At 53.2% G+C, this 22,940-nt stretch carries 24 protein-coding genes; 4 read left to right on the plus strand and 20 right to left on the minus strand.

Features of this window, described 5'->3' with window-relative positions; genetic code table 11:
* Positions 1-51: 51 nt before the first annotated feature.
* The 5 genes from CFLAV_RS08735 to CFLAV_RS08755 form a co-directional block, all read right to left on the minus strand.
* A complete protein-coding gene (locus CFLAV_RS08735) occupies positions 52-588 on the minus strand; it encodes a cupin domain-containing protein (protein WP_007414329.1) in 537 nt (178 codons plus the stop codon).
* Between the two features lies 1 nt (position 589).
* A complete protein-coding gene (locus tag CFLAV_RS08740) occupies positions 590-1,081 on the minus strand; it encodes a hypothetical protein (protein ID WP_007414330.1) in 492 nt (163 codons plus the stop codon).
* Between the two features lie 57 nt (positions 1,082-1,138).
* Positions 1,139-1,543, minus strand: coding sequence for a hypothetical protein (locus tag CFLAV_RS08745; protein ID WP_007414331.1), 405 nt, complete (start codon positions 1,541-1,543; stop codon positions 1,139-1,141).
* A gap of 196 nt (positions 1,544-1,739) precedes the next feature.
* Positions 1,740-1,979 (minus strand): DUF6868 family protein, encoded by a 240-nt coding sequence (locus CFLAV_RS08750; RefSeq protein ID WP_007414332.1) that lies wholly within the window; start codon positions 1,977-1,979, stop codon positions 1,740-1,742.
* A 354-nt stretch (positions 1,980-2,333) separates the two neighbouring features.
* Positions 2,334-2,579: a DUF6868 family protein gene (locus tag CFLAV_RS08755; RefSeq protein ID WP_007414333.1), complete on the minus strand. Its 246-nt coding sequence runs from the start codon at positions 2,577-2,579 to the stop codon at positions 2,334-2,336.
* Between the two features lie 2 nt (positions 2,580-2,581).
* Here CFLAV_RS08755 and CFLAV_RS08760 point away from each other — a divergent pair, with 2 nt between their 5' ends.
* A complete protein-coding gene (locus CFLAV_RS08760; RefSeq protein WP_040547596.1) occupies positions 2,582-2,953 on the plus strand; it encodes a hypothetical protein in 372 nt (123 codons plus the stop codon).
* 143 nt (positions 2,954-3,096) lie between these two features.
* Here CFLAV_RS08760 and CFLAV_RS08765 read toward each other — a convergent pair whose 3' ends face one another.
* The 7 genes from CFLAV_RS08765 to CFLAV_RS08800 all read right to left on the minus strand — a co-directional run bounded on the left by CFLAV_RS08765 (position 3,097) and on the right by CFLAV_RS08800 (position 11,823).
* A complete protein-coding gene (locus CFLAV_RS08765; RefSeq protein ID WP_040547598.1) occupies positions 3,097-3,495 on the minus strand; it encodes a transposase in 399 nt (132 codons plus the stop codon).
* A gap of 241 nt (positions 3,496-3,736) precedes the next feature.
* A complete protein-coding gene (locus tag CFLAV_RS08770; RefSeq protein WP_150107512.1) occupies positions 3,737-4,699 on the minus strand; it encodes a transposase in 963 nt (320 codons plus the stop codon).
* A complete protein-coding gene (locus CFLAV_RS08775; RefSeq protein WP_160164533.1) occupies positions 4,623-5,300 on the minus strand; it encodes a transposase in 678 nt (225 codons plus the stop codon). The genes CFLAV_RS08770 and CFLAV_RS08775 overlap by 77 nt, the downstream gene beginning before the upstream one ends.
* A gap of 159 nt (positions 5,301-5,459) precedes the next feature.
* Positions 5,460-7,625 (minus strand): immunoglobulin domain-containing protein, encoded by a 2,166-nt coding sequence (locus CFLAV_RS08780; RefSeq protein ID WP_007414338.1) that lies wholly within the window; start codon positions 7,623-7,625, stop codon positions 5,460-5,462.
* A gap of 355 nt (positions 7,626-7,980) precedes the next feature.
* A complete protein-coding gene (locus CFLAV_RS08790) occupies positions 7,981-9,678 on the minus strand; it encodes a hypothetical protein (RefSeq protein WP_007414341.1) in 1,698 nt (565 codons plus the stop codon).
* Positions 9,679-9,790: 112 nt separating this feature from the next.
* Entirely contained in the window at positions 9,791-10,783 is a 993-nt protein-coding gene (gene pdxA, locus CFLAV_RS08795) for a 4-hydroxythreonine-4-phosphate dehydrogenase PdxA (RefSeq protein WP_007414342.1), read from the minus strand.
* Between the two features lie 74 nt (positions 10,784-10,857).
* Positions 10,858-11,823, minus strand: a complete 966-nt coding sequence (locus CFLAV_RS08800) for a peptidylprolyl isomerase (protein ID WP_160164534.1) — start codon at positions 11,821-11,823, stop codon at positions 10,858-10,860.
* 296 nt (positions 11,824-12,119) lie between these two features.
* Between CFLAV_RS08800 and aroF the strand changes: the two genes are divergently transcribed.
* Positions 12,120-13,139 (plus strand): 3-deoxy-7-phosphoheptulonate synthase, encoded by a 1,020-nt coding sequence (aroF, locus tag CFLAV_RS08805; protein WP_007414344.1) that lies wholly within the window; start codon positions 12,120-12,122, stop codon positions 13,137-13,139.
* A gap of 646 nt (positions 13,140-13,785) precedes the next feature.
* Positions 13,786-15,189, plus strand: coding sequence for a sulfatase family protein (locus CFLAV_RS08815; RefSeq protein WP_083808821.1), 1,404 nt, complete (start codon positions 13,786-13,788; stop codon positions 15,187-15,189).
* A 28-nt stretch (positions 15,190-15,217) separates the two neighbouring features.
* On the opposite strand, the gene CFLAV_RS08820 is transcribed toward CFLAV_RS08815, so the two are convergent.
* The gene (locus CFLAV_RS08820; RefSeq protein WP_007414347.1) at positions 15,218-15,436 is read right to left on the minus strand and encodes a hypothetical protein; all 219 of its coding nucleotides are present in this window, start codon (positions 15,434-15,436) and stop codon (positions 15,218-15,220) included.
* Positions 15,437-15,609: 173 nt separating this feature from the next.
* On the opposite strand from CFLAV_RS08820, the gene CFLAV_RS08825 reads away from it, so the two are divergent.
* Positions 15,610-17,376, plus strand: a complete 1,767-nt coding sequence (locus tag CFLAV_RS08825; protein ID WP_007414348.1) for an amidohydrolase — start codon at positions 15,610-15,612, stop codon at positions 17,374-17,376.
* Between the two features lie 41 nt (positions 17,377-17,417).
* Here the strand turns inward: CFLAV_RS08825 and CFLAV_RS08830 are convergent, their stop codons facing one another.
* The 7 genes from CFLAV_RS08830 to CFLAV_RS35475 form a co-directional block, all read right to left on the minus strand.
* Positions 17,418-17,921, minus strand: a complete 504-nt coding sequence (locus tag CFLAV_RS08830; RefSeq protein ID WP_007414349.1) for an iron-sulfur cluster scaffold-like protein — start codon at positions 17,919-17,921, stop codon at positions 17,418-17,420.
* A 10-nt stretch (positions 17,922-17,931) separates the two neighbouring features.
* Positions 17,932-18,483 (minus strand): rhodanese-like domain-containing protein, encoded by a 552-nt coding sequence (locus tag CFLAV_RS08835; protein ID WP_040547605.1) that lies wholly within the window; start codon positions 18,481-18,483, stop codon positions 17,932-17,934.
* Positions 18,484-18,487: 4 nt separating this feature from the next.
* Positions 18,488-19,750, minus strand: coding sequence for a cysteine desulfurase (locus tag CFLAV_RS08840; RefSeq protein WP_007414351.1), 1,263 nt, complete (start codon positions 19,748-19,750; stop codon positions 18,488-18,490).
* A gap of 13 nt (positions 19,751-19,763) precedes the next feature.
* Positions 19,764-20,333, minus strand: a complete 570-nt coding sequence (gene sufT, locus CFLAV_RS08845) for a putative Fe-S cluster assembly protein SufT (protein ID WP_007414352.1) — start codon at positions 20,331-20,333, stop codon at positions 19,764-19,766.
* A 60-nt stretch (positions 20,334-20,393) separates the two neighbouring features.
* Positions 20,394-20,852 carry a Fe-S cluster assembly sulfur transfer protein SufU gene (gene sufU / locus CFLAV_RS08850; protein WP_007414353.1) on the minus strand — a complete coding sequence of 153 codons (459 nt, stop codon included), beginning with the start codon at positions 20,850-20,852 and terminating at the stop codon, positions 20,394-20,396.
* A 36-nt stretch (positions 20,853-20,888) separates the two neighbouring features.
* On the minus strand, positions 20,889-22,238 hold the full coding sequence (sufD, locus tag CFLAV_RS08855; protein ID WP_007414354.1) for a Fe-S cluster assembly protein SufD: 1,350 nt from the start codon (positions 22,236-22,238) through the stop codon (positions 20,889-20,891).
* Between the two features lie 514 nt (positions 22,239-22,752).
* Positions 22,753-22,940 (minus strand): hypothetical protein (locus tag CFLAV_RS35475; protein ID WP_007414355.1); only part of this gene is annotated, 188 nt, incomplete at its 5' end.

Here is a 22,940-nt window from a genome sequence, read left to right on the forward strand (position 1 = left end):
TTTACTGGTCGTCCGAACTCAGCACCTGTGCATGCTTGATGAGCCAGCTGTTCACTGCGGCAGCTTATAGCCCATGAGTCTGCCGATGAAAGCCAGAACTCTCATCATATTGTGGGGCGGTTTTGCGGATTTGATTTCCTGCTCATGATCCACAAACAGCATCGAAACCAACACAAGCGAGCCGAAGTCCTTCGGGGGAAGTTTCAATCTTCCCGCAGACACCAGCGCGTGGAACCGGCGGAAAAAACGCTCAAAACCAAGCGCCGGTTTATGCACGTTTAGCAGTCGCACTTCTTCTGTGTGGGCGTTTTTCAGGGTGTGTGGTGTTCCTGCCGGCACAGTGATGGATTCCCCAGGCTTCAGCTCCCGCCATTGACCAGCAACGCAGACATCCAGTGTGCCAGAGAGGACCTGGTAACTTTCCTCCGCGTGTGGATGGATATGCAGCGGCGGTCCAGCAAAACCCGGGACCAACACGTTGATTGCCTCGAAAAATCTGCCGTCCGAATCCGCCGTGGACTGGGTAATTTCCCACCACATGCCGATGGGAGCGAAATCGAGGATGCGGTCGTGGTCTTTTGAGATCATATTAGTCTGGTCCTGTGTTGATGCGGCCGCCCATGCCGGGACAGCGGTTGGTTGTAGCTTCGGCATTCTTGCTTTTCCGGGCCAGGCGGCCCAGTGCGACAAAGCCAGCGGATGCGATTCCGTAAAACATCATCCAGTGGCCCGAGAAGCCTCGAAGCTCCAGGTAAAAAGGGACTCCGTGCTTTGGATACTGTTGCGTGCAATAAATAAAATAAACGAAGTGCAGTATGGCGTAAGCGAACAGAACAGCGCAAGCGACGCGCACCCACTTGGGCAATACGGCAAGCAGATGTTTCATATTGTTTCGTCCCGCTTTCGGCATCGTCCGGTTGGCAAGAATGACGAGCGGAAACCAAACAACGAAGATCCCGACGTGGAGAATAAACACCGACTTGCCCCACGGTGGTTCAACGTGTAGCCAACCCATGAGGTGACATGCGATGCTCGCGATCAGCCCTGTCAGCGCTGTTACCATTAGTAGAATGTAACCCATAATAATATTAGGTTGGGAAGGTGTCGTGACGCATGTGTTAGTCTCCAAGATTATAACTCAGATCTCCTGCCAGCCATCCATGTCCATCTGGTTGATTCGCTCGGGCTGGCCTAAAGCGCGAAGGCAGGCTAGTGCCGCTGCCGTTGCGAAACCCATGCCGCAATCAGATGGCAACTGGGCTCCACGAAACTTGGTAAACACAACACAACCGCATTGGTCACGAAAGCCTCGTGTCGCATATAAGACACCGGATTGTGCTGAGCCTTCACAACAGAGGAATAACGCCTGGCTCTTCGGATACAACGCCAAACATTCCGGGGTCGCCTCCAAAACGACGGGCTGCTCGAACTGGGATCGGAGATTGAATTCTCCTTCCTCCAGCAGAACACCGACGGTGATGATCGCCGTACCAGCATCGTAACGTTTCCTTATCGTAGCAGTGCCTCGCTGGTCAGTTTTCATGAGATGTACGCATGCAGAGATTAACTTGGCATTTGGGCAGCGGTCCGTTGATTACATGAGGGGATGAGCACGGAATGTCTAGATTAACAAACTTCCTTTCCATTGGCCGAATGGACAAAAGTTGGAACATTTTTTCACCACACTTGTTGGGGATGGTGTGGCGGGAAGTAATTAAAATCAAGTTTTTGATCTCATCTTAGCCGATATGCAGCGCAATATACGGAACCAGGTTGAAAAGAAGGATTACTATTTTGTATACCGCCATGGCTGCGTAGTGGATGGTGTCGAATTGCTCTGTTGTAAGACAAAATAATCGACCGTGGAGTCGATACATCCAGTTGTGAGCGAAAATGAAGACAAGAAACCAGACGAGCAGCACGCAGTAGTTAATGACCGTACACCATAGAAGGATGTGGCGTATTGAATCGATGTTCATGGGCGACTCTCGTTGATGCCTAAGTGAGGCGAGTAAAGTATTCGCAAATATAACGGAGGATGCGCGGGTGGGTTCCGCTTCGGATTACGGGTGCTGAGCTGTTTAAAATCCCGGGCCGAAGCGGGGATTCTCTTTTGGGATTTACTTCTATAGACATGCCGGTCCTACGGACCTTAAGCAGGTGGCCGTTTATCCCTGGTGAGCTGGGTAAAATGTGGGCTGGAATGACGGTTTGACGAAAGCCACTCGCAAGCCACCGAATGGCCTTTCTTGCCAAAACTTTTCCAACTTCACTTAGACTATGTCGCCTGACGCAGAAGGCAAGCTGGTGCTTGGTTTGTATGGCGCAGGTTGTCAGTGTATGATGATGAGAAGCACAATATATGGGACAAGGTTGAAAAGGAGGATTCCTATTTTGTATACCGCCATGGCGGTGTAGTGGATGGTGTCGAATTGTTCAGGTGTCAGGCGGAACCATTTCGTGTGGAAGCGATAAATGCAGTCGTGAGCGAACATCAAGGCGAAGAACCATACCAGCAGGATGCAGTAGTTAATGACTGTGCACCATAGTAGGAAGTGGCGGATGAAATTGATGTTCATAGGTGATTCTCTTTGTTGTGCAACAATTCAAGATACGCTTGATGTGGTGTAATGGGAAGGTGGGGGCATGGAGCGGTCAGCGGGCGATGTCGGAGAAGCGACGCTGGTTTTTCCAGAAGGGGCACAACGCGCTGCTTAGGAATGCTGGCGCATGGGATCGGGGGCCATGGGCCGCATCCGCGGGAGAAGGATGCCTGGCGGGGGGAGTGAGATCGTGGGGCGCATCCGCGGGAGCGGGTAAGGGTGGAACCGGATCGCGGGCATTATTAGGGAGCGAGCAGCAGGTCTTTCCAGACGGGCACCAATCCTTACCGATTGGAACGAGCCTGGCGGGGGGAGTGGGAGCCGTGGGGCGCATTCGCGGGAGCGGGTGAGGGTTGGATTGAATCGCGGGCCTTTTTAGGGAGCGCGCGGCAACGCGTCCTTACCGATTAGAACGATGCCTGGCGGTGGGATTGGCGTTGCAGAGTGCTTTAAGAAGCCAGGGCGGTTCTGCTTCTGTCTTCGGCTAGGGAAATTATTCCCAGCGGATGTCGTGGATGCGGCCTTTCCAGGGCCAGTCTTCGATACGGTCGACGAGGTTTTTGCGAATGGGGTTTTGCATCATGTAGTTCCACTTTTCTGGGTACTCGGTGCCGGAACGGATGCGGTGGTGAAAACCGCCGGATTGGAAGCGCCATGCTGGATTTTTGATCTCGGTTGAGAAACGGCTCTTCCAGAATCCAATCCATTTTTCGATGGTCACGTTAAGATCACTTGACGCGCAGAAGAAATGCATGTGGTCGGGCATGAGGAGATAATCACTGACAAGCCACGTGGTGGCTTCGTGCAGCCATATGACTTCCAGATGCTCAAGAACGATGTGTTGAGTCAGCCATGGCTCACGGTTTGTCGTGCACACGGTAACCCAGATCATGTTAGTAGTGGTAGGAGAAAAATGGACGCCTTTGGCTGGCGTTTTGCGACCGACGTGTGGGTGAATGGAAAAGTTGTCCCCCATTTTGAGGAGGAGATTAATGGATGGGTTCTTTTTGCGGAACAGAAATAAAATGAGTAAAGGTCATGGATCTTGGGTCGCGTACGCGTATCGCGGTATGAGAGGGATTCAGATCGGTGACGAGGTTTGGGCGCCCGCAGAGAGACTGTCTCAAAAGTTTTTAGCTAGCACAGGCTTGATTCGAGTTGGAGCGGGCGAAGAAAGTAGAAGACGCTAACGGTGATCTTCGTCCTGCCATATGCCGGGTAGCGGTTGTGAGTGCGAAGCCCCACTTTTTGCGTTGCCGCATCAGCCGAGCCGCCATTTGTGCACCCACCGGCCGGGTTCCCCTTTTTGTCCGCCAGGTTTGATAGAGCACCCGCAGGTTGAGGGTTGCGCACAGCATGGCCCACTGGGTTTTTACTGCTGCCAGTCCCCACACAGTCCACCGACGGAAGCCCTCATGTTGTTTGATCTGGGCAAAAATGCGCTCAATGATCTGGCCCCGCTGGCTCCAGAGTGCCCGGGCCGGTGGTTCTTGAAGACGCTCTCGCATCGCCTGCACCTGGGGCGTGTGGGGCCGCACTTCCAGTTGCCGTCCCTTGGGGTCACGCGTGCACTGCGCCCGCACCGGGCAATCGCGCCAGTGGCAGCGATAACGCTCAACGCGCTGGCCTTTGTTGGTGGTGTGTCCTTCGTGATCCAGTTTTTTGCCCTGGGGACAGGTGACCGTCCGCTCCTTGGCGTCATAGTGGAAGTAACGCGTGGCGTAGGGTTGGTCCGCCGTGGAGGAGCCCTCCATGGGCGGAGCCAGCACATTTAAACCTTTTTCACTCGCTGCCCGCAAATCGGCTCCTGCTCCGTAGCCGGTGTCGGCCACGGTCAGGGTGTTCAACGCGGCGATGCCAACGTTTTCACGTCCTTGTTCAATCATCGGCACCAACTGTTCCACGTCCGTCTCCTGCCGGGTGGCCTCACAGGCCACGATGACGCCCGTCTTCTCATCAGCCAGGGCTTGCGCGTTATAGGCAAAGCGGTTTTTGCCATCCACCTTCATGCGCCGGGCCTCAGGCTCCACGGGATGATAGTAAGCGCGCCCGTCGGCGGCCAGTTGCGCCAGACCGCCTTTGATTTGTTCCCGCAACGCCTGACGCTAGAGCCAGGCCAGCTGGCAGACGATAGCCCGGTTGTGCCCGCTCCTCCTGCACGATAGCCAGCTCGGTATGGGCCAGGGCTTCGTCCAGCGCGCTCAAAAGTTTTTCCATATATTCGCGGCTCCAACTGCTGGGGCCGGCGGCGCAGGCTTCGATTTTCGTGCCGTCCAAAGCCTGCAACGCCAGACCGACGCAGCCAGCTCGCACGGCCACCTGCACGGTTTGCTTGAAAATCTCGCGCAATGCCCTTTGGTTATCACGCCAGAAACGCCAGAGACTGTTGTGATCAGGTTGAATCAGCCCAGTCAGCCAGAGCAGGGACAAGTGCTCCCGGCAGGCTGCCTCCAGTTTGCGCGTGGAGCGAATGCGGTGAAAATAACCATAGAGCCAGATCTTGAGCAGCAGACTGGGCGCATACGGCGGACGGCCTTCGGTGGCTGAAGGCATGACGAAACCCAGCAATGACAAATCGAGCTGGTCGACAAACTCGCGCAGGAAGCGGGCCGGATGATCCTTGGGCACCCAGTCTTCCAAGGCTGGAGGGAAAATAAACTGCTGTCCGTAATCAGGAGCAATCGCGTGAGCCATCATTTTCTTGGACGCTCCCCCCAAAAAACACATTCAAGTTTTGAGACAGTCTCCAGAGGTGCGCCCTACCAATTAGAACGAGGCTGGCGGTGGGATTGGGATTGTGGGGCGCGTATGCGGGTGGGGTGCGGAATGAATTATGAGATGGAGTTAAAAACAGAATTACTGTTTTTGGAGGCGATAGAACTGGGGGGAGGAGGCGATGGCGTTGGTGACGATGAACTGATTGCCGGAGGTTTGGACGGGGGTTTGAACCGGAGTCCAAGTGTTAGTGTTGTCGAGGGCGGTGTTTGATTCGAGGGTGAAGGCGGGAGTGTTGGTGGTCCAGGAGAGGATGATGTTGTTCCCAAACTGGGTGACGGAAAGGGTGGGGATGAGTGCGGTGCTGAGTGGCGGAGTGACGCTGGCCCAGGTGGTGCCGATGCGGAGTTCGTCGGCGATCAATGCGGCGGGTTGGAGGGTGGCGCTGGCGTCGCCACGGCGGAAGAAGAGGAAGCTGGCGATCTGGTTGGCGGTGATGTCGGTGCCAGAGGTGGTGGAAAGCGTGGGGGCGGGTGCGAGGCCGGCGCCGAAGGTGGTTGGATCGGGATTGATCCAAAGGTTGGCGAGGTCGTCGCTGGCGGAGTTGGTGTTGAGGGTGTAGCTGCCGACGACGAAGATGGTCTGGCCGGTGGTGTAGGTGGTGGTGTCGAAGAGGCTTCCGGAACTGGCTTTCTTGAGCCCGATGTTGTAGCCGCTGGCGGCGAGTTTGGTTTGCACTCCGGCGCCGATGACGGTGGGGGTGGTGCCTTGCGAGCCGAGTGAGTTGTTGAAGCCGGCGAAGAATCCACCGGAGGTGTTGAGCTGGCCGAGGTCGGTGACTTGAAAGGCGAAGGAATAATAGAGCGTGCCAGCGGTGATGGCGTTGGTGAGATTAAAGCGGGCGCTGGGACCGGTGGAGGCGCCGACGAGAATGGCGTTGCCGGTGGAGGGAGCGAGGCCGGGGATGGTGAGGTTGGTTGAGAGGATGGAGATGTTCGCGCCTACGGGGCCGGCGGCGGTCCAGTAGCGTCCAGAGGAGTTGGTTTGGCCGACGAGGTTGGAGCCGATGGTGTAAGGGGTGAGGCCGGGAGCAAAGGTATCGGCAGCGAGTGGGTCAGGAATTTTGACATCGAGAACGGCGTTGAGGCTGTTGGTGGTGCCGACGGTGTTGCTGACGAGGACTGAGTAATGGCCGGCGTTCGCGGGTGAGATATTGGTGAGGGTGAGGGAATTGTTGGTGGCGCCAGGGATTCTGGCACCGTTGAATTTCCATTGGAACACGAGCGCAGCGTTGCCGGCGGTGATAACGCTGAAGCTCGTGATGCCGCCGGGGGCGATGGTCTGACTTTGGGGTTGCGTGATTATGAAGGGCGGGGTGAGTGGATTGCTCGTGGGGAGTGAGTTGCTGCCGTAGGTGTCTTCAAAGTGGATGAGGTCGGGGTCGGGTGCGAGCATGGTATCGGAATACCAGGCGTAACTGAGGAAGCCGGGGAATCCGACGTTGCGGGCGGCGAGGCTGCGGACGTTGATGGCGGCGTCCCAATCGGAAAATGAAGCGGTGTTGCGGCCCCAGGTGACGGTCGTGCCGTCGGGGAGGTCGGTGGAGGTTTGACCGAAGTGTTCACCGAGCATGAGCCGGGACTTGGGCACACCGCGATTGGCGTAGCTGGTCACGGAACTTTGGTATTGGCTTTGGCACCAACTGAGGGAGAAGCCGTTGTTCTTGATGGCGAGTCCGCTCAAATAGTTTTCGACGGCGATGTAGCAATCGGTGGAGAGCGCCTGCCAATCGGCGTTGTTGGCGGCAGGATTCGGGAAGGGGCTGTAGAGAATGACGGTGTAACCGTAGGTGGTATTAAGAGTGTGAACGACAGCGCGGAGCCAGGCGCGGTAGGTGGCGTCGCTGGGCCAGTTGCCAGCGGAGATTTCGTTCAGGACGAGATAGGCGGGCTTGGGGCCGGTGGTGAATCCGCTGGTGATGTAGTCGTCGATGAGGGCGGCCTTTTGGGCGGCGGAGTTGGTGGTCCAGCCGTCGGTGAGGGTGTTGTAGTAGCCGGCGAGGACGTTGCCGGCGGCGTTGACTTCGGCGCGATGGGCGTCGGTGGTCATCGCGAGGTAATGGCCATTGGGGCTGGAAAAGTTGAGGTGGTCAAACTGGGTTTGGCAGAGGTGGTTGTCGGGATAGCAGGGGCAACAGAACCAGACGACGTCGAAACGGAGGTCGGGAGTTGCGTGGGTGGAGCGGGAGAAACCTGCAAACAACAGCAGGACAAAAGTGAGTCGAGCGAAACGGCACAGCTTGAACATAAACAAAGAAGCAGCTTATCGGATGCGCGGATGGGCAACAAATGGAATCGAGCGGTTGATGAGTATCCTGCTTGGGATGGGTGGGATTATACCGAATGCCAAAATTAATTTCCGGAATGGGGAAAAGAACCGGATGAAAGGAGGCGATAAGCCTGATGAAACTAGGGACTGAAAAAGCCATGGCCTTGGGGAAGAGGAAATTCTTTAGTCATCGGGTACAGGGTGCTTTTGATTTGAGGCGGCGTTGTCGGCCTGGTCGTTATCTTTCAGATAGCGCCTGCGGCCTCCGCCTTGCCTCAAACCAAAATCCCCTCTGCCATTCGGAAATTTCTTTCGGCATTCGGTATAGGAGCGATCAGGGAATGACTTGGGCGCGGTAGTAGCAGGGCGCGGCGGGTTGGGTGGGGTCGGAGATGTCGAGGAACCCGGAGGCGGGAATTGAGTTGGTGAGGAAGGGGATCCAAGTGGTGAGGTTGGTGGAGCGGAGGAGGATGTGGGAAAATCCGGGGGAGCCGCTGAGGCGGAAATGAAAAGAACCGTTTGTGAGGTAGTTAACTGGGTTGAGTAACGGAGCGGTGGCGTGAAGATGAGCGAATTCGATTGCGTATTGATTGCCAGGAGTGTCGTTAAAGCTGAGTTGGATGCCCTTGACGTTGCTCCACAAAATAGTTTGGGTGAGGGTGTGGCTGTTGGTGGTGGAAGGGATGGAGCCGGAAAAATCTCCAGCTGAATAAATCGGGCCGGTGAAGCCATCAACTCGAATTTGGATTCCTTTGATGAAGGCGGGCGGAGTGACGGTTGTGCCGCTGGTGTTCTTGCAGGTCCAGTTGATTTTTTTCAAGACGTTTGAAGCGCTCAGCACGACGCTGGGGACAAGAATGATTTGTTGAGTTGAGGCATTTGGATTGAGCAAGTTGAAGCGGTTGGTGGCATTGGCATATTTGACGGTGAACACTCCGCCGGTGGGAAATGCTGGGGTGTTGATCGGAGGAGACAGATAGCTGAGAGAATTGGTGGTGAGCGAAAAAGTGGTTTGGTTGAGTGAATTGGATAACCCCGATGCTGCCGGGCCGGTGAAAGAAATCGAGGCGGGATGGTTGGTGTTGTTATTGAGCGTGAACAATGCGCAGTAATTGCTAAGGCCCTGTGGAAAGGTGACGATGCCATTGGTGCCGTTACCAAAGGAGCCGCGCGGAAAATTGAAAACCAGGCGAAAATCTCCGTTGGGACAACCGACTGAAGTTCCCGTGGTGACCAGAGGCATTTTCAATTGCTTGTAAAAACCCGCCACGCCCACGGCACCGGGATAGGCATTGGTGTTCGAATTCACGGGGCGCAACACAAGCATCATGGCGTTGTATTGCTGTCCGGAGCGAAGGGTTCGTGCGGGAATGATCGTGCTGACAGAACTGCTGGCAAGTGCTCCGGTCGATCCAGGAAATGGTGTGGAAAAAACGAGGTTTGAGCGGCAATCCAGGACCAGGACTTGCAGAAAATCAGGAGTGAGGTTGGCCGGGAGCGGAGACCAACTCAAAGTGAAATCCAAGTTGGGATTTGCAGCTTGTGCCGCGGTGAAGTTGCTGAAGTGTGGCGTGGTGGGATAATTATTGGCAGTGAGAGTAACGACGGCCGTTTTCGTGCCATCATGGACTGTGCCGAGAGTGAGTGTGTAACTGCCATTTGGATAAGCTGCGTCCATGGCAGTGACGGAGCTAAATATTTTTTCAAAGGCGAACAAGCCGGCGCTATTGGGAATCGTTACCAGGGTGGAGGCAGGCGTTCTGAAGGTCGCATTGGTTAAATAGCCGGGTGCTGCAGGTGAAGCGATGGCCTGAAAAACTGAATTCAATGATCCGTCGGGCACGACCGAAGCGTCGCTGCTTTGAAGAAATGCCTGACCCTTGATGACTCCAAAGTACCCCACATCCGCTCCTTGAGTTGTTACGCTCAAAAGAAGCAGCATCACCAAACCTGCCGCCCATCTTCCTGTCTGGAGAAAACTGGTGCTCCACTGAAGAAGGTGCCGGGAATTATTTTTCAATTTTGTACCCATGCCAGAGTCGCAGTGGGTGACTTAATCATGTATGGCAGTGGAAGGCCATTAGAAATTCTGGAGCGAATGAGGATGGACGCGGGCAGGATGATTTGCCGCGAGAAGTGCAACGCTAAGGCTTCCGGCGGGCAAGCTGTTTTGCAAGTCGAATGGCGGCAATCATGCTGGAGGGATTGGCGATGCCTCTTCCTGCGATGTTGTAAGCCGTACCGTGATCAGGCGAGGTGCGGATGAACGGCAGTCCCAAGGTCCAGTTAATGCCGTTTTCAAAGCCGATCATTTTGAGCGGCACCAATCCCTGGTCGTGATACATGGCGACCACGACATCGTAATCGCCCTTGAATACGTAGTGGAAAAGAGCGTCAGCGGGAAATGGCCCGTGGACATCCAGATTTTTCCTTTTGCAGGCTTCGACAGCTGGAGTCACCACGGTGATTTCCTCAGTGCCCAATTCTCCGCCTTCACCTGCGTGAGGGTTTAGTCCGCAAACCGCCACTCGTGCCCGGGGGAGCCCAAGATCCACGCATGATTGGGCGGCGCGTTCGATGGCGAGTTCCACCTTTGCCTGCGTCAGTTTTTCAGAAACCGCTTTTAACGGGACGTGGGTGGTGGCCAGCACCACACGCAACCATCGGTCGCGATCGTCGTGCCCGAGCAGCATCATCGCGCTGCGATCCGCACCAGCCATATTGGATATGAACTCCGTTTGTCCGACGAAAGCATGCCCTGCCCGGATGATGGATTCCTTGTTCACTGGCGCCGTAATCATGCCGTCGAGTTCGTGATTCAAGCACCGTTGAGTGGCATCTTTCAACCAGGCGACCGCCGCATTAGCTGCTTCGGGAGCGCCTGGTTTCAAGTTTTCCGGCAAGGCTCCTGGCATTAAATCATGAACGAAGATGCGTCCGCCATTGCGAGGTCCGCTGTAGGGGTGAAAATCAAGGTTGAGGTTAAGGCCTTGATTGAGTTTCTGAAGCAGTCCTGCATCACCGATCAGCAAATACCGGGTGTCATCCGCTCCGGCTTCGGCGGCCAACGCCTTGAGGGTAACTTCCGGACCGATTCCAGTGACATCCCCCAGACAAATTCCAATCCAGCCAACCATATTGTTTATGCAGATTGCCACATTGCAAATGCCCGGCGGCAACTGCCACTACAGTATAATTCAAAGCGATAATTTTAGAAGAAGAAGCGCACGAAAGTCTTTTTCTCGATGCGATCAATCCACTTCCTGTAAAGACGGAAATTCTCCTGTGCGGTGAGGGTCCTTTCGATATCATCCTGCACATCCCTTAAGGGTTTTACGTGAGCCGGACGACGATCTTCAAGCAAAACCAGGAAGCAGGCAGTGGGGGTTTCGATCACATCGGTATATTCCCCGGACTTAAGTTTGGATACCGCTTCGGCAATCGGCTTCAGAACAACCGAGGTCTCCTGCCAACCGGCATCTCCTCCTTGTGCGCGGGTGGAGCCTTCTGAATAAACCGAAGCCATTTCGGAGAATGCGGCACCGTTTTTTAGCTGAGAAATGATCTCCTGAGCCCGCTTTTTAGTTGAACCCTCGGTGTCATCCGCTGGCTTATTCAGCACAATGATCCTGGTTTTGATTTCATCCGCCACTTTGAAGTCAGCCTGGTGTTCCTGGTAAAATGTCTCAATCTTATGTGGGGACATGATTGTTTCGGGCACATTCTTCCGATACATTTCACGGTAAATCAGGTCATCACGAATTTGCTTCTTGAACTGCTCGAAAGTCAGCCCTTCCTTTTGAAGTTGTTTGGTGAGTTGTACGCGATCTGAATACTTCTCTTTGATGCGATCCTGCACAATCTCATCAATGATGGTTTCGGGCACATTAAAACCAGAGTTTTGAAAATCATGGAGGACCAGTTCTCGTTGGATCAGGTTTGTCAGACCCTTGCCCATCAAATCGACCATTCGCAACTGGTATTCTTGAGGATTATTTTGATATTGGTGGCGGATAAAATCTGCATCACGGCCAACCAACAATTCCACCTGTTGGTAGGTGATAATGGAGTCTGCGACGATCGCACGAATACCATTTACCAATTCAGCGCGGGCGTTTAGACACATGGCGGAGCAGAACGACAGCCCGGTCAGGGTCAAGATGCAAAAAAATCTCATGCGATAAATCACTTTATCGCATACTACGGAACAGAGGAGAAAGGTCAAGCACGGGACAGGCAGAAATGGCATGATTCCTGCCCGCATGTCACTCTTGACGCCATCCAACGCTCTGGTAGGGTTGATATGATGAATTCGAGCCGTCTCTACTTTACGAGCAGCTTCGCGGGCTGGTTTTATTTTAGCCCGGAAGGCTGGCGTATGCGGCTGCGCTAGTTGCTGAAACAATTCCAAACCAGCCGCAGGTCGCCACCTGCGGTTTTTTTGTGGAGACCCCGGCAAAACCCAAGACAAATATGATAGTAGTCCTGAAACCCAACATCTCCAAAAAAGACGAAGCCGCCGTGCTGAAGGAAATCAAAAAGCTTGGCTACAAGCCACATATCATGCGCGGGGTGGCGCGGACAGTCATTGGCGCGATTGGCGATGAATTAACCCATCAATCCCTCGAAAGCCTGCCCAACAGTTTCCCGAAAGCCATTGAGAGTGTTACTCCCATTCAGAAGCGGTTTAAATTAGTCAGCCGCGAAGCGCATCCTGCCAATTCAACCGTCAACGTGCGAGGCAATCTCATTGGCGGCAAGAAGTTTCAAGTAATGGCGGGTCCCTGCTCGGTCGAGAGCGAAAAGCAGTTGATGACCACGGCACATGCGGTCAAAAAAGCCGGAGCCACCATTCTGCGCGGCGGTGCCTTCAAGCCCCGCACTTCCCCCTATGAATTCCAAGGCCTTGGTTTGAAGGGGTTGAAGCTGCTCGACAAGGCCCGACGTGAAACCGGGCTTGGCATCATCACAGAATTGCTGTCCGAAAACCATGCCGATATGATTGCCGAGTTCACGGATATCATCCAAATCGGTGCGCGCAATGCGCAGAATTTCCAATTGCTCATCGCCGCAGCCAAGACGGGCAAACCGGTATTGCTCAAGCGCGGTCTCTCCATGAAAATTGAAGAATGGCTGCTGGCAGGCGAGTACGTGCTCTCGAATGACAATCCGAATCTCATGTTCTGCGAGCGCGGCATCCGCACGTTCGAGACTTACACACGCAACACGCTCGACCTGTCCACCATTCCCATCGTTAAGAAGGAATCTCACGCGCCGATCGTCATCGATCCCAGCCAAGGTGCTGGGCGTGCCGATCTGGTCATAGCCATGTGCAAGGGGGCAGTGGCGATGGGAGCCGATGCATTGCTCATCGAAGTGCACCCAAATCCTGCCGAAGCCTGGAGTGATGGTGTGCAGCAGGTGTCGCTCGAATTGTTCGCGAAACTGATGCACGAACTTAAACCGTTTATCGCCGCAGCGGGACGGGAATAAACTGCTGAGCTAAAGATTATGGGCCAGTTGCCAAGCGAGCAATTGGCCATTTTCATTTTGCTTTTCAGCGGCAGAAAGATGGTTGATCTTAAATCAGGCAGATAGGTTGTACACCGCTGGTACATGGAAAACCCCCTATTGAGAATGCTGATCTGGTGCCTATGCACCAGGACATTTCCCAATAAAGGGCTTTTCCACTTAATGGTTTGCCGCCTCCGCTAAAACGGAGGCGGGCCATCAGCTTTTGCATCTTAAATCACAACAGTCACAGAAGCACCAAGGGGTGAAAGCTTCCTGGAAATTAACCTGGCTTACCCTAAGGATTCCTATGTTAATCTTCGTTGCTTTTTTTCACACCGGAATGAAACCCTGTCTCGTCCTGATTCAACCCACAGGCGCCGTGAACACGGCGCAGAGCTCCAGAATCAGTCCAACACCCATTAGGATCGTTGTTGCAATTACTACCCCTATGACTGTCATGGGAATGAAACAAGCATCAGTAATGCCAGTGGACCATAGGCACTAAATACCGCTAATCCCTCTTCTGTGTCATTTTTCGAGACATAAATTGCCTCAGGTGTCACCTCTGCTTTACAACCAGTATGTAACCTTGTTTGATCTTCTGCGCGTCTTACAAGAACCACCTATGAAACAACGTGTATTATCTCTCCTGTCAGCGATGCTGCTGACATTGACTTTGCCTATTCGGGCGGCTGAAACCAATTCCCAGCCCAACATCGTTTTCATTCTGGTCGACGACATCCGTTGGGATGCCTTTGGTTGCATGGGACATCCGTTTGTAAAGACTCCCAACATTGATCGGATTGCGAAGGAAGGAGCTTTGTTTAAAAACTTTTTTGTTACCCTCCCGCTTTGTTCACCCAGTCGCGGCAGCTTTCTTACGGGACAATACGCGCATGTGAATGGGGTCACCAATAATGGCGAGCATTCCACGTTAAGTCACCAACTGGTGACGTTTCCCCGACTGCTCCACGATGCCGGTTATGAAACCTCGTTTGTTGGAAAATGGCACATGGGAACTGATGATACTCCGCGTCCAGGGTTTGATCATTGGCTCTCCTTCAAGGGACAAGGCGTTTATGAAAATCCGAACCTTAACATTGATGGGAAGGTGTCTCGGGTGGAAGGCTATATTACCGACATCCTAAATTCCCGCGCCGTGGAATTTGTGAAGCAAGAGCACAAGAAGCCCTTTTGCCTATACGTTGGACATAAAGCGGTTCATGGACCGTTCACGCCTGCCGAGCGACACAAGGAGCTCTACACAAAGGAACAAATACCACATCCGCCGAGCATTGATGACGATCTGGCAGGAAAGCCCGTTTTGACGCGCAAAGAACAGCAGGGGCCGAAGGACGGACAGAAGCCTCAGAAGGTTGGCTTTGATGATGAGGCGGAGCGGCCGATGGGGAAGGTTCCAGAAAGACTTGTCCGGCAGCAACTCCGCACCTTGATGGCCATTGACGAAGGCGTGGGACAATTGCTGAGGGCGCTGGAGGAATCCAGGCAGTTGGAAAACACGGTTATTATTTTCACAAGTGACAACGGCTATTTCTGGGGGGAGCACCATTTGGGCGACAAACGCTGGGCCTACGAAGAATCGATTCGAGATCCGCTGTTGATCCGCTATCCGAAGCTTATCAAACCAGGCACTGTGCGTGATCAGATGGTTCTGAATATAGATATAGCTCCGACCCTGCTGGAGCTGGCCCATGCGCCCGTGTCGAGGTCCATGCAAGGCCGCTCACTGGTGCCTCTTTTCAACAAGGACTCTGTTGAGTGGCGAAAATCAGCTTTATTCGAGTATTTTCAGGAAAAGGCGTATCCCCGCACACCAACATGGCAGGCAATCCGCACGGAACAATGGAAATACATTCATTATACAGAGCTGGAAGGCATGGACGAACTGTACAATCTGAAAGCCGATTCGTATGAGATGAAAAACTTGATCAAGGAGCAAAGCGCCAGGTCCAGTTTGCAGGAGCTTAAATCCGAGCTTGGGAAGTTGCTCAAACAAACCAGCAATTGATTGATGTCGTGACTGAGTCCTTGCCAGCTTAACGCTTGGCCTTGAGCAGGTCGCGAATTTCCACCAACACTTTTTCTTCACGAATCCGCCACAACGGCGGTGACGATATTGCCGAATGCGGCGCCAATCGCGACACCTGCGGCAAGGCAACCACCTTGCCGCACAGGGCGAACGCTGTGAATTCCCTGGGGATTTTCGATGCTGTTTCCGGTTGGCTGGAGGTTTCCAAGACCCGTAGTTCCTTCATAAGCTGGAAGATACATTCAAATGTCTAATGATCACGAAAACCTGGCATTCGAGATTGAAACTGCAAAATGGCGGCGGCAAAGGCTTGAAATCATCAATTGGCTTGAAAGATGCTCAAAGGAATTGCGACTCTGAATGTGTGCAAAAATCTGCGGTGCAAAGCCGGTATTATTTATGAAATTGAGTAACATCCTCGCGGTAGTGTCCCTTTCTTGTGCAGTGCTTGGTTCGACTGTTTGCAAAGCGAACCAGGCCTCCGAGACTGCCGACCTCATCATCCAGAATGCCAAGGTTGTCACGGTAAATTCCAAATTTGCTGTCGAAGAGGCAATTGCCGTTAAGGGTGATCGCATCCTTGCGGTGGGCAAAAACAAGGAAATTGCCCGTTACGCCGGACCAAACACCCGCATCATTGAGGCGAAGGGAAAGTCGGTCATGCCCGGGTTGTACGACAGCCATGTGCACTCGTACAAGGCATCGGTCAGTGAATTTGCAGGAACGCAGCCCAATTTCGAATCCATTGCCGAGGCTCTGCATTATATTCGTAAGCAGACTGAAGAAAAGCCTCCGGGAAGTTGGATTATTTTGGAAAGAGTTTATCCCACACGCTTAAAAGAGGGGCGGCTCCCCACCTTGGTGGAGTTGGACAAGGCGGCTTCCAATAATCCTGTGTATTGGAATTGTGGTCCTGTATCCATGGCCAATTCCAAGGCCCTGGAACTGTCAAAAATTTCGAGCTCAACCACTAATCCTCCTTCGGGTGAGGTGGTGAAGAATCCCAAGACGCTTAAGCCCACGGGGCTTCTGCGCAATGCTGCACAACTGCTTGCTCTCCCGGCACCCGTGAAAGAGCCCACGCCTGCAGAACATCAAGAGGCATTGAAGCATCTGTACCATTTGTACAACGAACAGGGTATTACCAGCATTGGCGAGCGTCGGACTGAACCTGAGGCGATTGACATGTTTCGTCGTCTCAGCAAATCCAATGAGTTGACGGTGCGAATTAATTGTACGCGCGTTATCGAACTCGCCACTAATATCGAAGAGTCGATTCTTCGCCTGGATGCCATCACCAATGCCGGTCCGGACAAGCTTCCTTATGGTCCAACCGGTGTGGGAGACGATTGGGTGCGCATTGGGCCGCTCAAAACCTTCATGGACGGGGGCATGCTTATCGGCACCGCTTATATGCGTACGCCATGGGGCGTGGGGCCGACCTATCAGATCACCGAAGCCGCCTACCGAGGAATTCTCTATCCCAACACGGAAATCCTGACTGAGCTTTATCTCGAAGCCGCCCAGCGTGGGTGGCAGTTGACAGCACATTGTGCGGGGGATGCTGCAATGGATGCGTTGTTAAACACATACCAATCCATTCAGTTCAAAACCAATATTACGCAGCGGCGCTTTTTGATTACTCACGGTAATTTTCAGACAGCCCAGAATTGGGAAAAATGCAAGAGACTCGGGGTGGCCGCCGACATGCAGCCTGCATGGCTTTATAAGGATGGGGATAGCCTGCTCAGAACTTTGGGTGAAAAACGCATGGAAAACTTCCAGCCTTTTAAAACGTGGTTTGACGAAGGCATCATTATCGGCGGAGGCAGTGATCATATGGTGAAGCTTGACTCCATTGATGCTGCCAATCCATGGAATCCCTGGCTGGGCATGTGGATCACACTCGCTCGCATGACTGAAAGTGGTCGTGTCCTCAATCCAGACGAGAAATTAACTCGAGAGCAGGCCATCCGTTTTTATACGATCAACAATGCCTATTTGAATTTTGAGGAGACTAAAAAAGGCTCATTGGAGGCTGATAAGTTTGCGGATCTCATCATCGTCGATCGAGACATCTTGAAATGTTCCGTGAACGATGTGCGTGGCACCAAAGTCTTGATGACCATGGTGGGCGGAAAAATTGTTTTCGAAGCTAAGAACTAACTTTCTTCAGACTCCAGCAGGATGTCCGGGCTGCAAAGCGGCTATTGGGCATCCTGCTTTTTGTTAAGGAAAACGATCTTAACACCTTCCTTGGGTTTCAGGCTGTCACCCAAATTGGCTGAGGCTTGAGAAACGGCCATCGGAGCCGGGGCGGAGGCAGGCTTTAACTCTTCGCCAGGTTCAAGCGCAGAGCGAAGGGCGCCTTCCACGAGTTGCGCACAATGAATTTTCATGGGCGGCAATGGCCCAAGTTCACCCGCCAAATCTTCGGTTTTTAACGCGAGGGCTTCCTCGGCCGTTTTGCCCCGAATCAACTCTGTGGCGAGGCTCGCCACGGCAATCGCCGTCTCACAACCAAATGATTGGAAGGTGGCTTTGTCGATGACCTTCCTGCCATTGTCATCCTTGAATTTCACCCACAGGCGTAGCATCTCGCCGCAATCGGAATTGCCCACGGTGCCGACGCTATCGGCGTTCGCAAGTTCACCCATGTTTTGCGGGTTGAGCATCGCTTCACGAATTCTCTTTTCCAAATCCTTGTCCATAACAGAATCCTTACGCCAACTGATAACGTGGAACATTGTCATCCACTTCCTGAGCCCAGGCATCAATGCCGCCACGCAGGCAGCGCACGTTTTTTAAACCATGACCAGTGAAATACGCGGCAGCGTCCAAACCCTGTTTACCCGCATGATCAATGAGCACCAATAATTTGTTTGGATCCCACTTTGCCAAAATCTCCTGCATCACAGGCTGTGAAAGCAAAATGGCGCCATCGATATGAGTCGCCTCATATTCCTCCCGCGAGCGAATATCAATCAACTTAACTTCTGTGCCGCTTTTCAAGAGCCCGGCCAATTCCTTCGCCGAAATCAATATCCTGGCATCGTCTTCGTGACTGCTCCGGATATGAGCCAACACTTCATCCACTGCCAAATTGTTATTGCGGGCGCAAACCTGTTCCAATGTCTCAGTCATCTGAAACCCGCAACTACTGCAGCCGCCAATGTGATAACGGCGGAACATCGCGCGTTGTGCTCCGGGAAACGCTTCCAGCACTTCACCCATGTTTGATTTTGGCCCGATGGATTCTGGTGTTGCAGCCATAACTTTATGCTCCAAAAAACTTTTGAATTTCCCGGGTCACCTCGATGAAGCGATCCACCTCGGCGCGGGTATTATAGAAATAAAAACTCGCCCGCGCAGTCGAGGCGATGCCGAGTTTCTTCATCAAAGGCTGGTTGCAATGATGCCCGCCGCGGAGAGCCACACCACGTTGGTCGGCCACGGTCACGACATCGTGCGCGTGCACGTCCTCCAGCAGGAAGCTCACCAATCCGGCGCGACCGGTCTTCGGTCCAAACAACCGCACATTCTTAAGCTGCGCCAACTGATCGTAACAGTAGGTGGCCAACTCCTGGTCATGTTTGAAAATGTTTTCACGGCCAACCGCATCGAGATAATCCAGCGCGGCATGCAGGGCAATGACGCCTGAAATGTCCGGTGTGCCAGCTTCAAACCGATGCGGCGCTTTCTTGAAAGTGCTCTTGAAGAAATCAACCGTCACGATCATTTCACCGCCACCGTGATAAGGTGGCATGTTGTCCAAAATCTCCTGCCGCCCCCAAAGCACGCCAATACCGGTTGGCCCGCAAATCTTGTGTCCTGAGAATACGAGGAAATCGCAACCGAGCGATTGAACATCGAGCGGCAAATGTCCGGCGCTCTGCGCAGCGTCAACCAGCGTGGTCACACCCAATTTGCGCGCGCGTTCACACAACTCCGCCACCGGATTTAGCGTGCCGAGCGTGTTGGAAATATGGGTGAAGGCAAAAAGCTTCACTTCAGGCGTGAGCAGTTGGTCCAGCTTGCTGAGGTCCAGCAATCCTTCATCGCCTGTCACTGGGATATAGACCAGCTTCGCGCCAGTCTTCTCGGCGAGCAATTGCCAGGGAACGATGTTGCTGTGATGCTCCATCTCCGTTAGCAAAATCTTATCGCCAGCCTTGATGTTTTTGCTGCCCCAGGAAGCAGCAATTAAATTGATGCCTTCCGTTGTGCCGCGCGTGAAAATGATTTCGTCCTGGGTTTTCGCGTTGATGAACGTCGCGACCCGCTGCCGGGAAGCTTCAAACGCCGCTGTCGCCCGATTGCTCAATTCATGTATGCCGCGATGCACGTTCGCATTGTCCTTCTCATAATAATTTGAGAGGCAATCGATCACCGCGCGAGGCTTCTGGCTGCTCGCTGCATTATCCAAATAAACCAATGGATGCCCATGGACCTGCTGATCCAGGATGGGAAAATCGGCGCGTAGTTTGGCCCAATCAATCATCTTTTTCTGCTGAGTTGAAATGGTGGTTTCGGAAATCATCGGCTTGAAAAAATTACATCAGCCCTAGTTGCAGCTTGGCGGCTTCAGTGAGCATGCCCTGATTCCATTGCGGCTCCCACACCAGTTCCACATTCACATCATCCACCCCTTCAAGGGAGAGCAACTTGTTTTGCACATCCGCTTGCAAGGTGGGGCCCATGCCGCAACCTGGCGCCGTTAAAGTCATCTTCACATCCACTCGAAAGCTTTCTGACGCGCCGGGAATCGGTTCAATCTTGCAATCGTAAACCAGCCCGAGATCGACAATGTTCACCGGAATTTCCGGGTCGTAGCAACTGCGCAACTGATTCCATACTTCCGTATCCAGCTTTTCCTGCGTGATGGGCCCATAGGTGGTTGAGGTCGGGACGCGTCTCGTCGGCGCCTCCACTTCCAATCCCAGGGCATCCGCATCCTTGCCATCGATGCGGAACATATTGCCATTCACGATCACCGTGTAACTGCCGCCCAGTGATTGAGTAATGTAGGCTTGCTCGCCGGCCAACAAGGAAACCTTCGTTCCCACCGGGATAACCGAAGCCTCGCAATCGCGCTTCAATGTGACTGGTTCGTTGCTGTTCATATCGATTTAAAAATATAACCGAAAAGGAGCATCCTGTCTTGGTGGATACGTTTGAGCTGTCTATGTGTTCTCGTTTTCCGTCGTCACCGGTCCATCCTGACCCTCCACTGCGGCCACTGCTGCGTGCCAGGAAAGGATCGCACATTTGACGCGCGCTGGAAATTTATGGACACCCGCGAACACCGCCAACTTGCCCACCCCTTCATCATCCACCTCCCCGGTAGTCACCATCGTGTGCACCTTCTTGAACAATTCCTTCACCTCAGCTTTGCTTTTGCCTTTGATGATGCTGGTGAGCAATGATGCCGAAGCCTTGGAAATGCAACAGCCTGAGCCTTGGAAAGCTGCATCCTCCACGGTATCGCCATTCATTTTCAGAAAGACGGTGTAATTATCGCCACAGAGCGGATTGTAACCTTCGCCCTTGCGATTCGCCCCTTCCAACGTGTGGAAATTGCGCGGTGATTTGCAGTGATCCAGGATCACTTGCTGATATAAATCATCCAAATCTTCAGACATATCTCAGTCGCGAGCCGAAGCACGCGCATGCATCATTCATTTCTTCTCACCAGCCAAAGCATTCTGTTCCAGGCGATCCCAAACGATCGCATCCAATTCCTCACGCAACGCCGCATTTCGCACCCGGGCAATAATTTCGCCGGCAAAGGAATGGATCAACATCCGCCGCGCCGTTTCCTTGCCGATGCCGCGCGCGCGCAGATAAAAAATCGACTCTTCATTCAACTGCCCCACCGTCGCGCCGTGCGTGCACTTCACGTCATCGGCATAAATTTCCAGTTGCGGCTTCGTATCAATCGTCGCGTCATCCGAGAGCAACAGGTTTTTGTTGGTCTGCTTCGCATCCGTCTTCTGCGCATCCGGACGCACCAAAATGCGACCGTGAAAAACTCCCCGCGATTTGCCGGCTAAAATTCCGTTGTAATACTCGTGGCTGTTGCAATGCGGTTTCGCATGCTCCACGATCATATGGTTGTCCGCCAACTGCTCGTCCTTCGTGAGGTAAAGACCATTCAGCACGCATTCCACCCGTTCCGCATCCAGGTTCGTCCAGATATTGTTGCGCGAAAGTTTCGCACCCAAGGCAATGGAATGAGCAATAAAATTGCAACCCTTTCCGAGTTGCACATTGACCGCTGCAATGTGAAACGCCTCCGGACTCTCGTCCTGAAACTTGCAATGCTCCACCACCGCGTCTTCACCAATGACCATCTCACTCACCACATTCGTGAAATACGGCCCATCCACCGTGCTGACATAACTCTCGATGACCGTCGCCTGACTCCCGCGCTCCGCGATAATCAAATTGCGCGGATGCACCGTTGTGCCCGGTTCCTTCGAAGTCGTCACGAACAACAAATGCACCGGCTCCTCGATCACCTTGCCCGCCGGCACATGGATAAAAGCGCCATCATGAAAAAACGCCGTGTTCAACGCCGAGAACGCCGTGCCTTCGGGCTTCACGTAACGTCCCAGATGCTTTTCCAACAAAGCCGAATCCGCCTCCAACGCCGCCGCCAGACTCCCCACCTTGATTCCATCTTTCTGCGGCAGTATGTGGGATAGCTCCTTCGAAAAATGCCCATTCACGAAAACCAACTTGCTCGACTTCAAACTCGTAAACGCAAATTGATTAATCGCCGCCTCATTCAGGCTCTCCTTCGAATAGGTAAAAACCGGCTTGAACGGCAGCTTCGTGATCGGCCCCACGTTGGTGAAGCGCCAATCCTCATCCTTCAATGTCGGGAAACCCAGCTCGGCGAATCGCGCGATGCTTGCCTTCCGAATCGGAAACAGCCACGAAGGATTTTTGATTTCCTTCTCCAACCGTTCGAACTTTTCCCAAAAGGAATCTGTTGCTGCCTGATTTTGCGTGCCTGGAATCATAGTCGATAACTTCTATCAGCCCTAAATACAAAGTGTTACATCTGAGCGACAATACAAACCCTAGCATCCCATGAAGGAGCCCATTCTGCAAGTAGATAGCCAATCTCGCGGCTGCTCTTGCAAACCACCCCGCATCAGCCATCTACACACGAACCCCAAAAGGCCCTGAAGACGGTCTGCCTTCCGCCCCTGCGCCTCACCATTAAAAACTGTTCTTACAAATACCATGCTCAATCTCCCTCCAATCATCCATAAACACCAGTGCGCCATTCTGCAGGCAAAAATCCGGTTTCATGTTTGTGCATCTTGTGCCTTTTCGTGGCCATTCCTTTTCAAAATTCAAAAATAAAAAGATGTGCCGTTAACTCGAGTTAACTCGGGTTAGTTCAAGTTAACTCAAGATCCCTTGCTCACCACCTCAGGCAGGTTGCGTCATACAGTCCAGTTGATTTGTAACGAGTCATTCCCGACTCCCTTTTTGTGTTTTTTGTGCCTTTTCGTGGCCATACCTTCCCTACATCAAATTCAACGCCTCCTCCATCTGCCGAATCGTTTCCCGGGAAAAAGGACGCTTGCCACCCTTGCCCAAACGATCCCGTAACCGCTGCTTGAGTTGTTCCAGGTTCAGCGCCCCCCGGCTCATCCGCGACAACGCATTGACCATCTTCACGTACACCTCCGGCTTCTCCTGTATCAACTCCT

Origin of the sequence: Pedosphaera parvula Ellin514 (assembly GCF_000172555.1) — a bacterium.
In the GTDB taxonomy this organism is placed as follows: domain Bacteria; phylum Verrucomicrobiota; class Verrucomicrobiia; order Limisphaerales; family Pedosphaeraceae; genus Pedosphaera.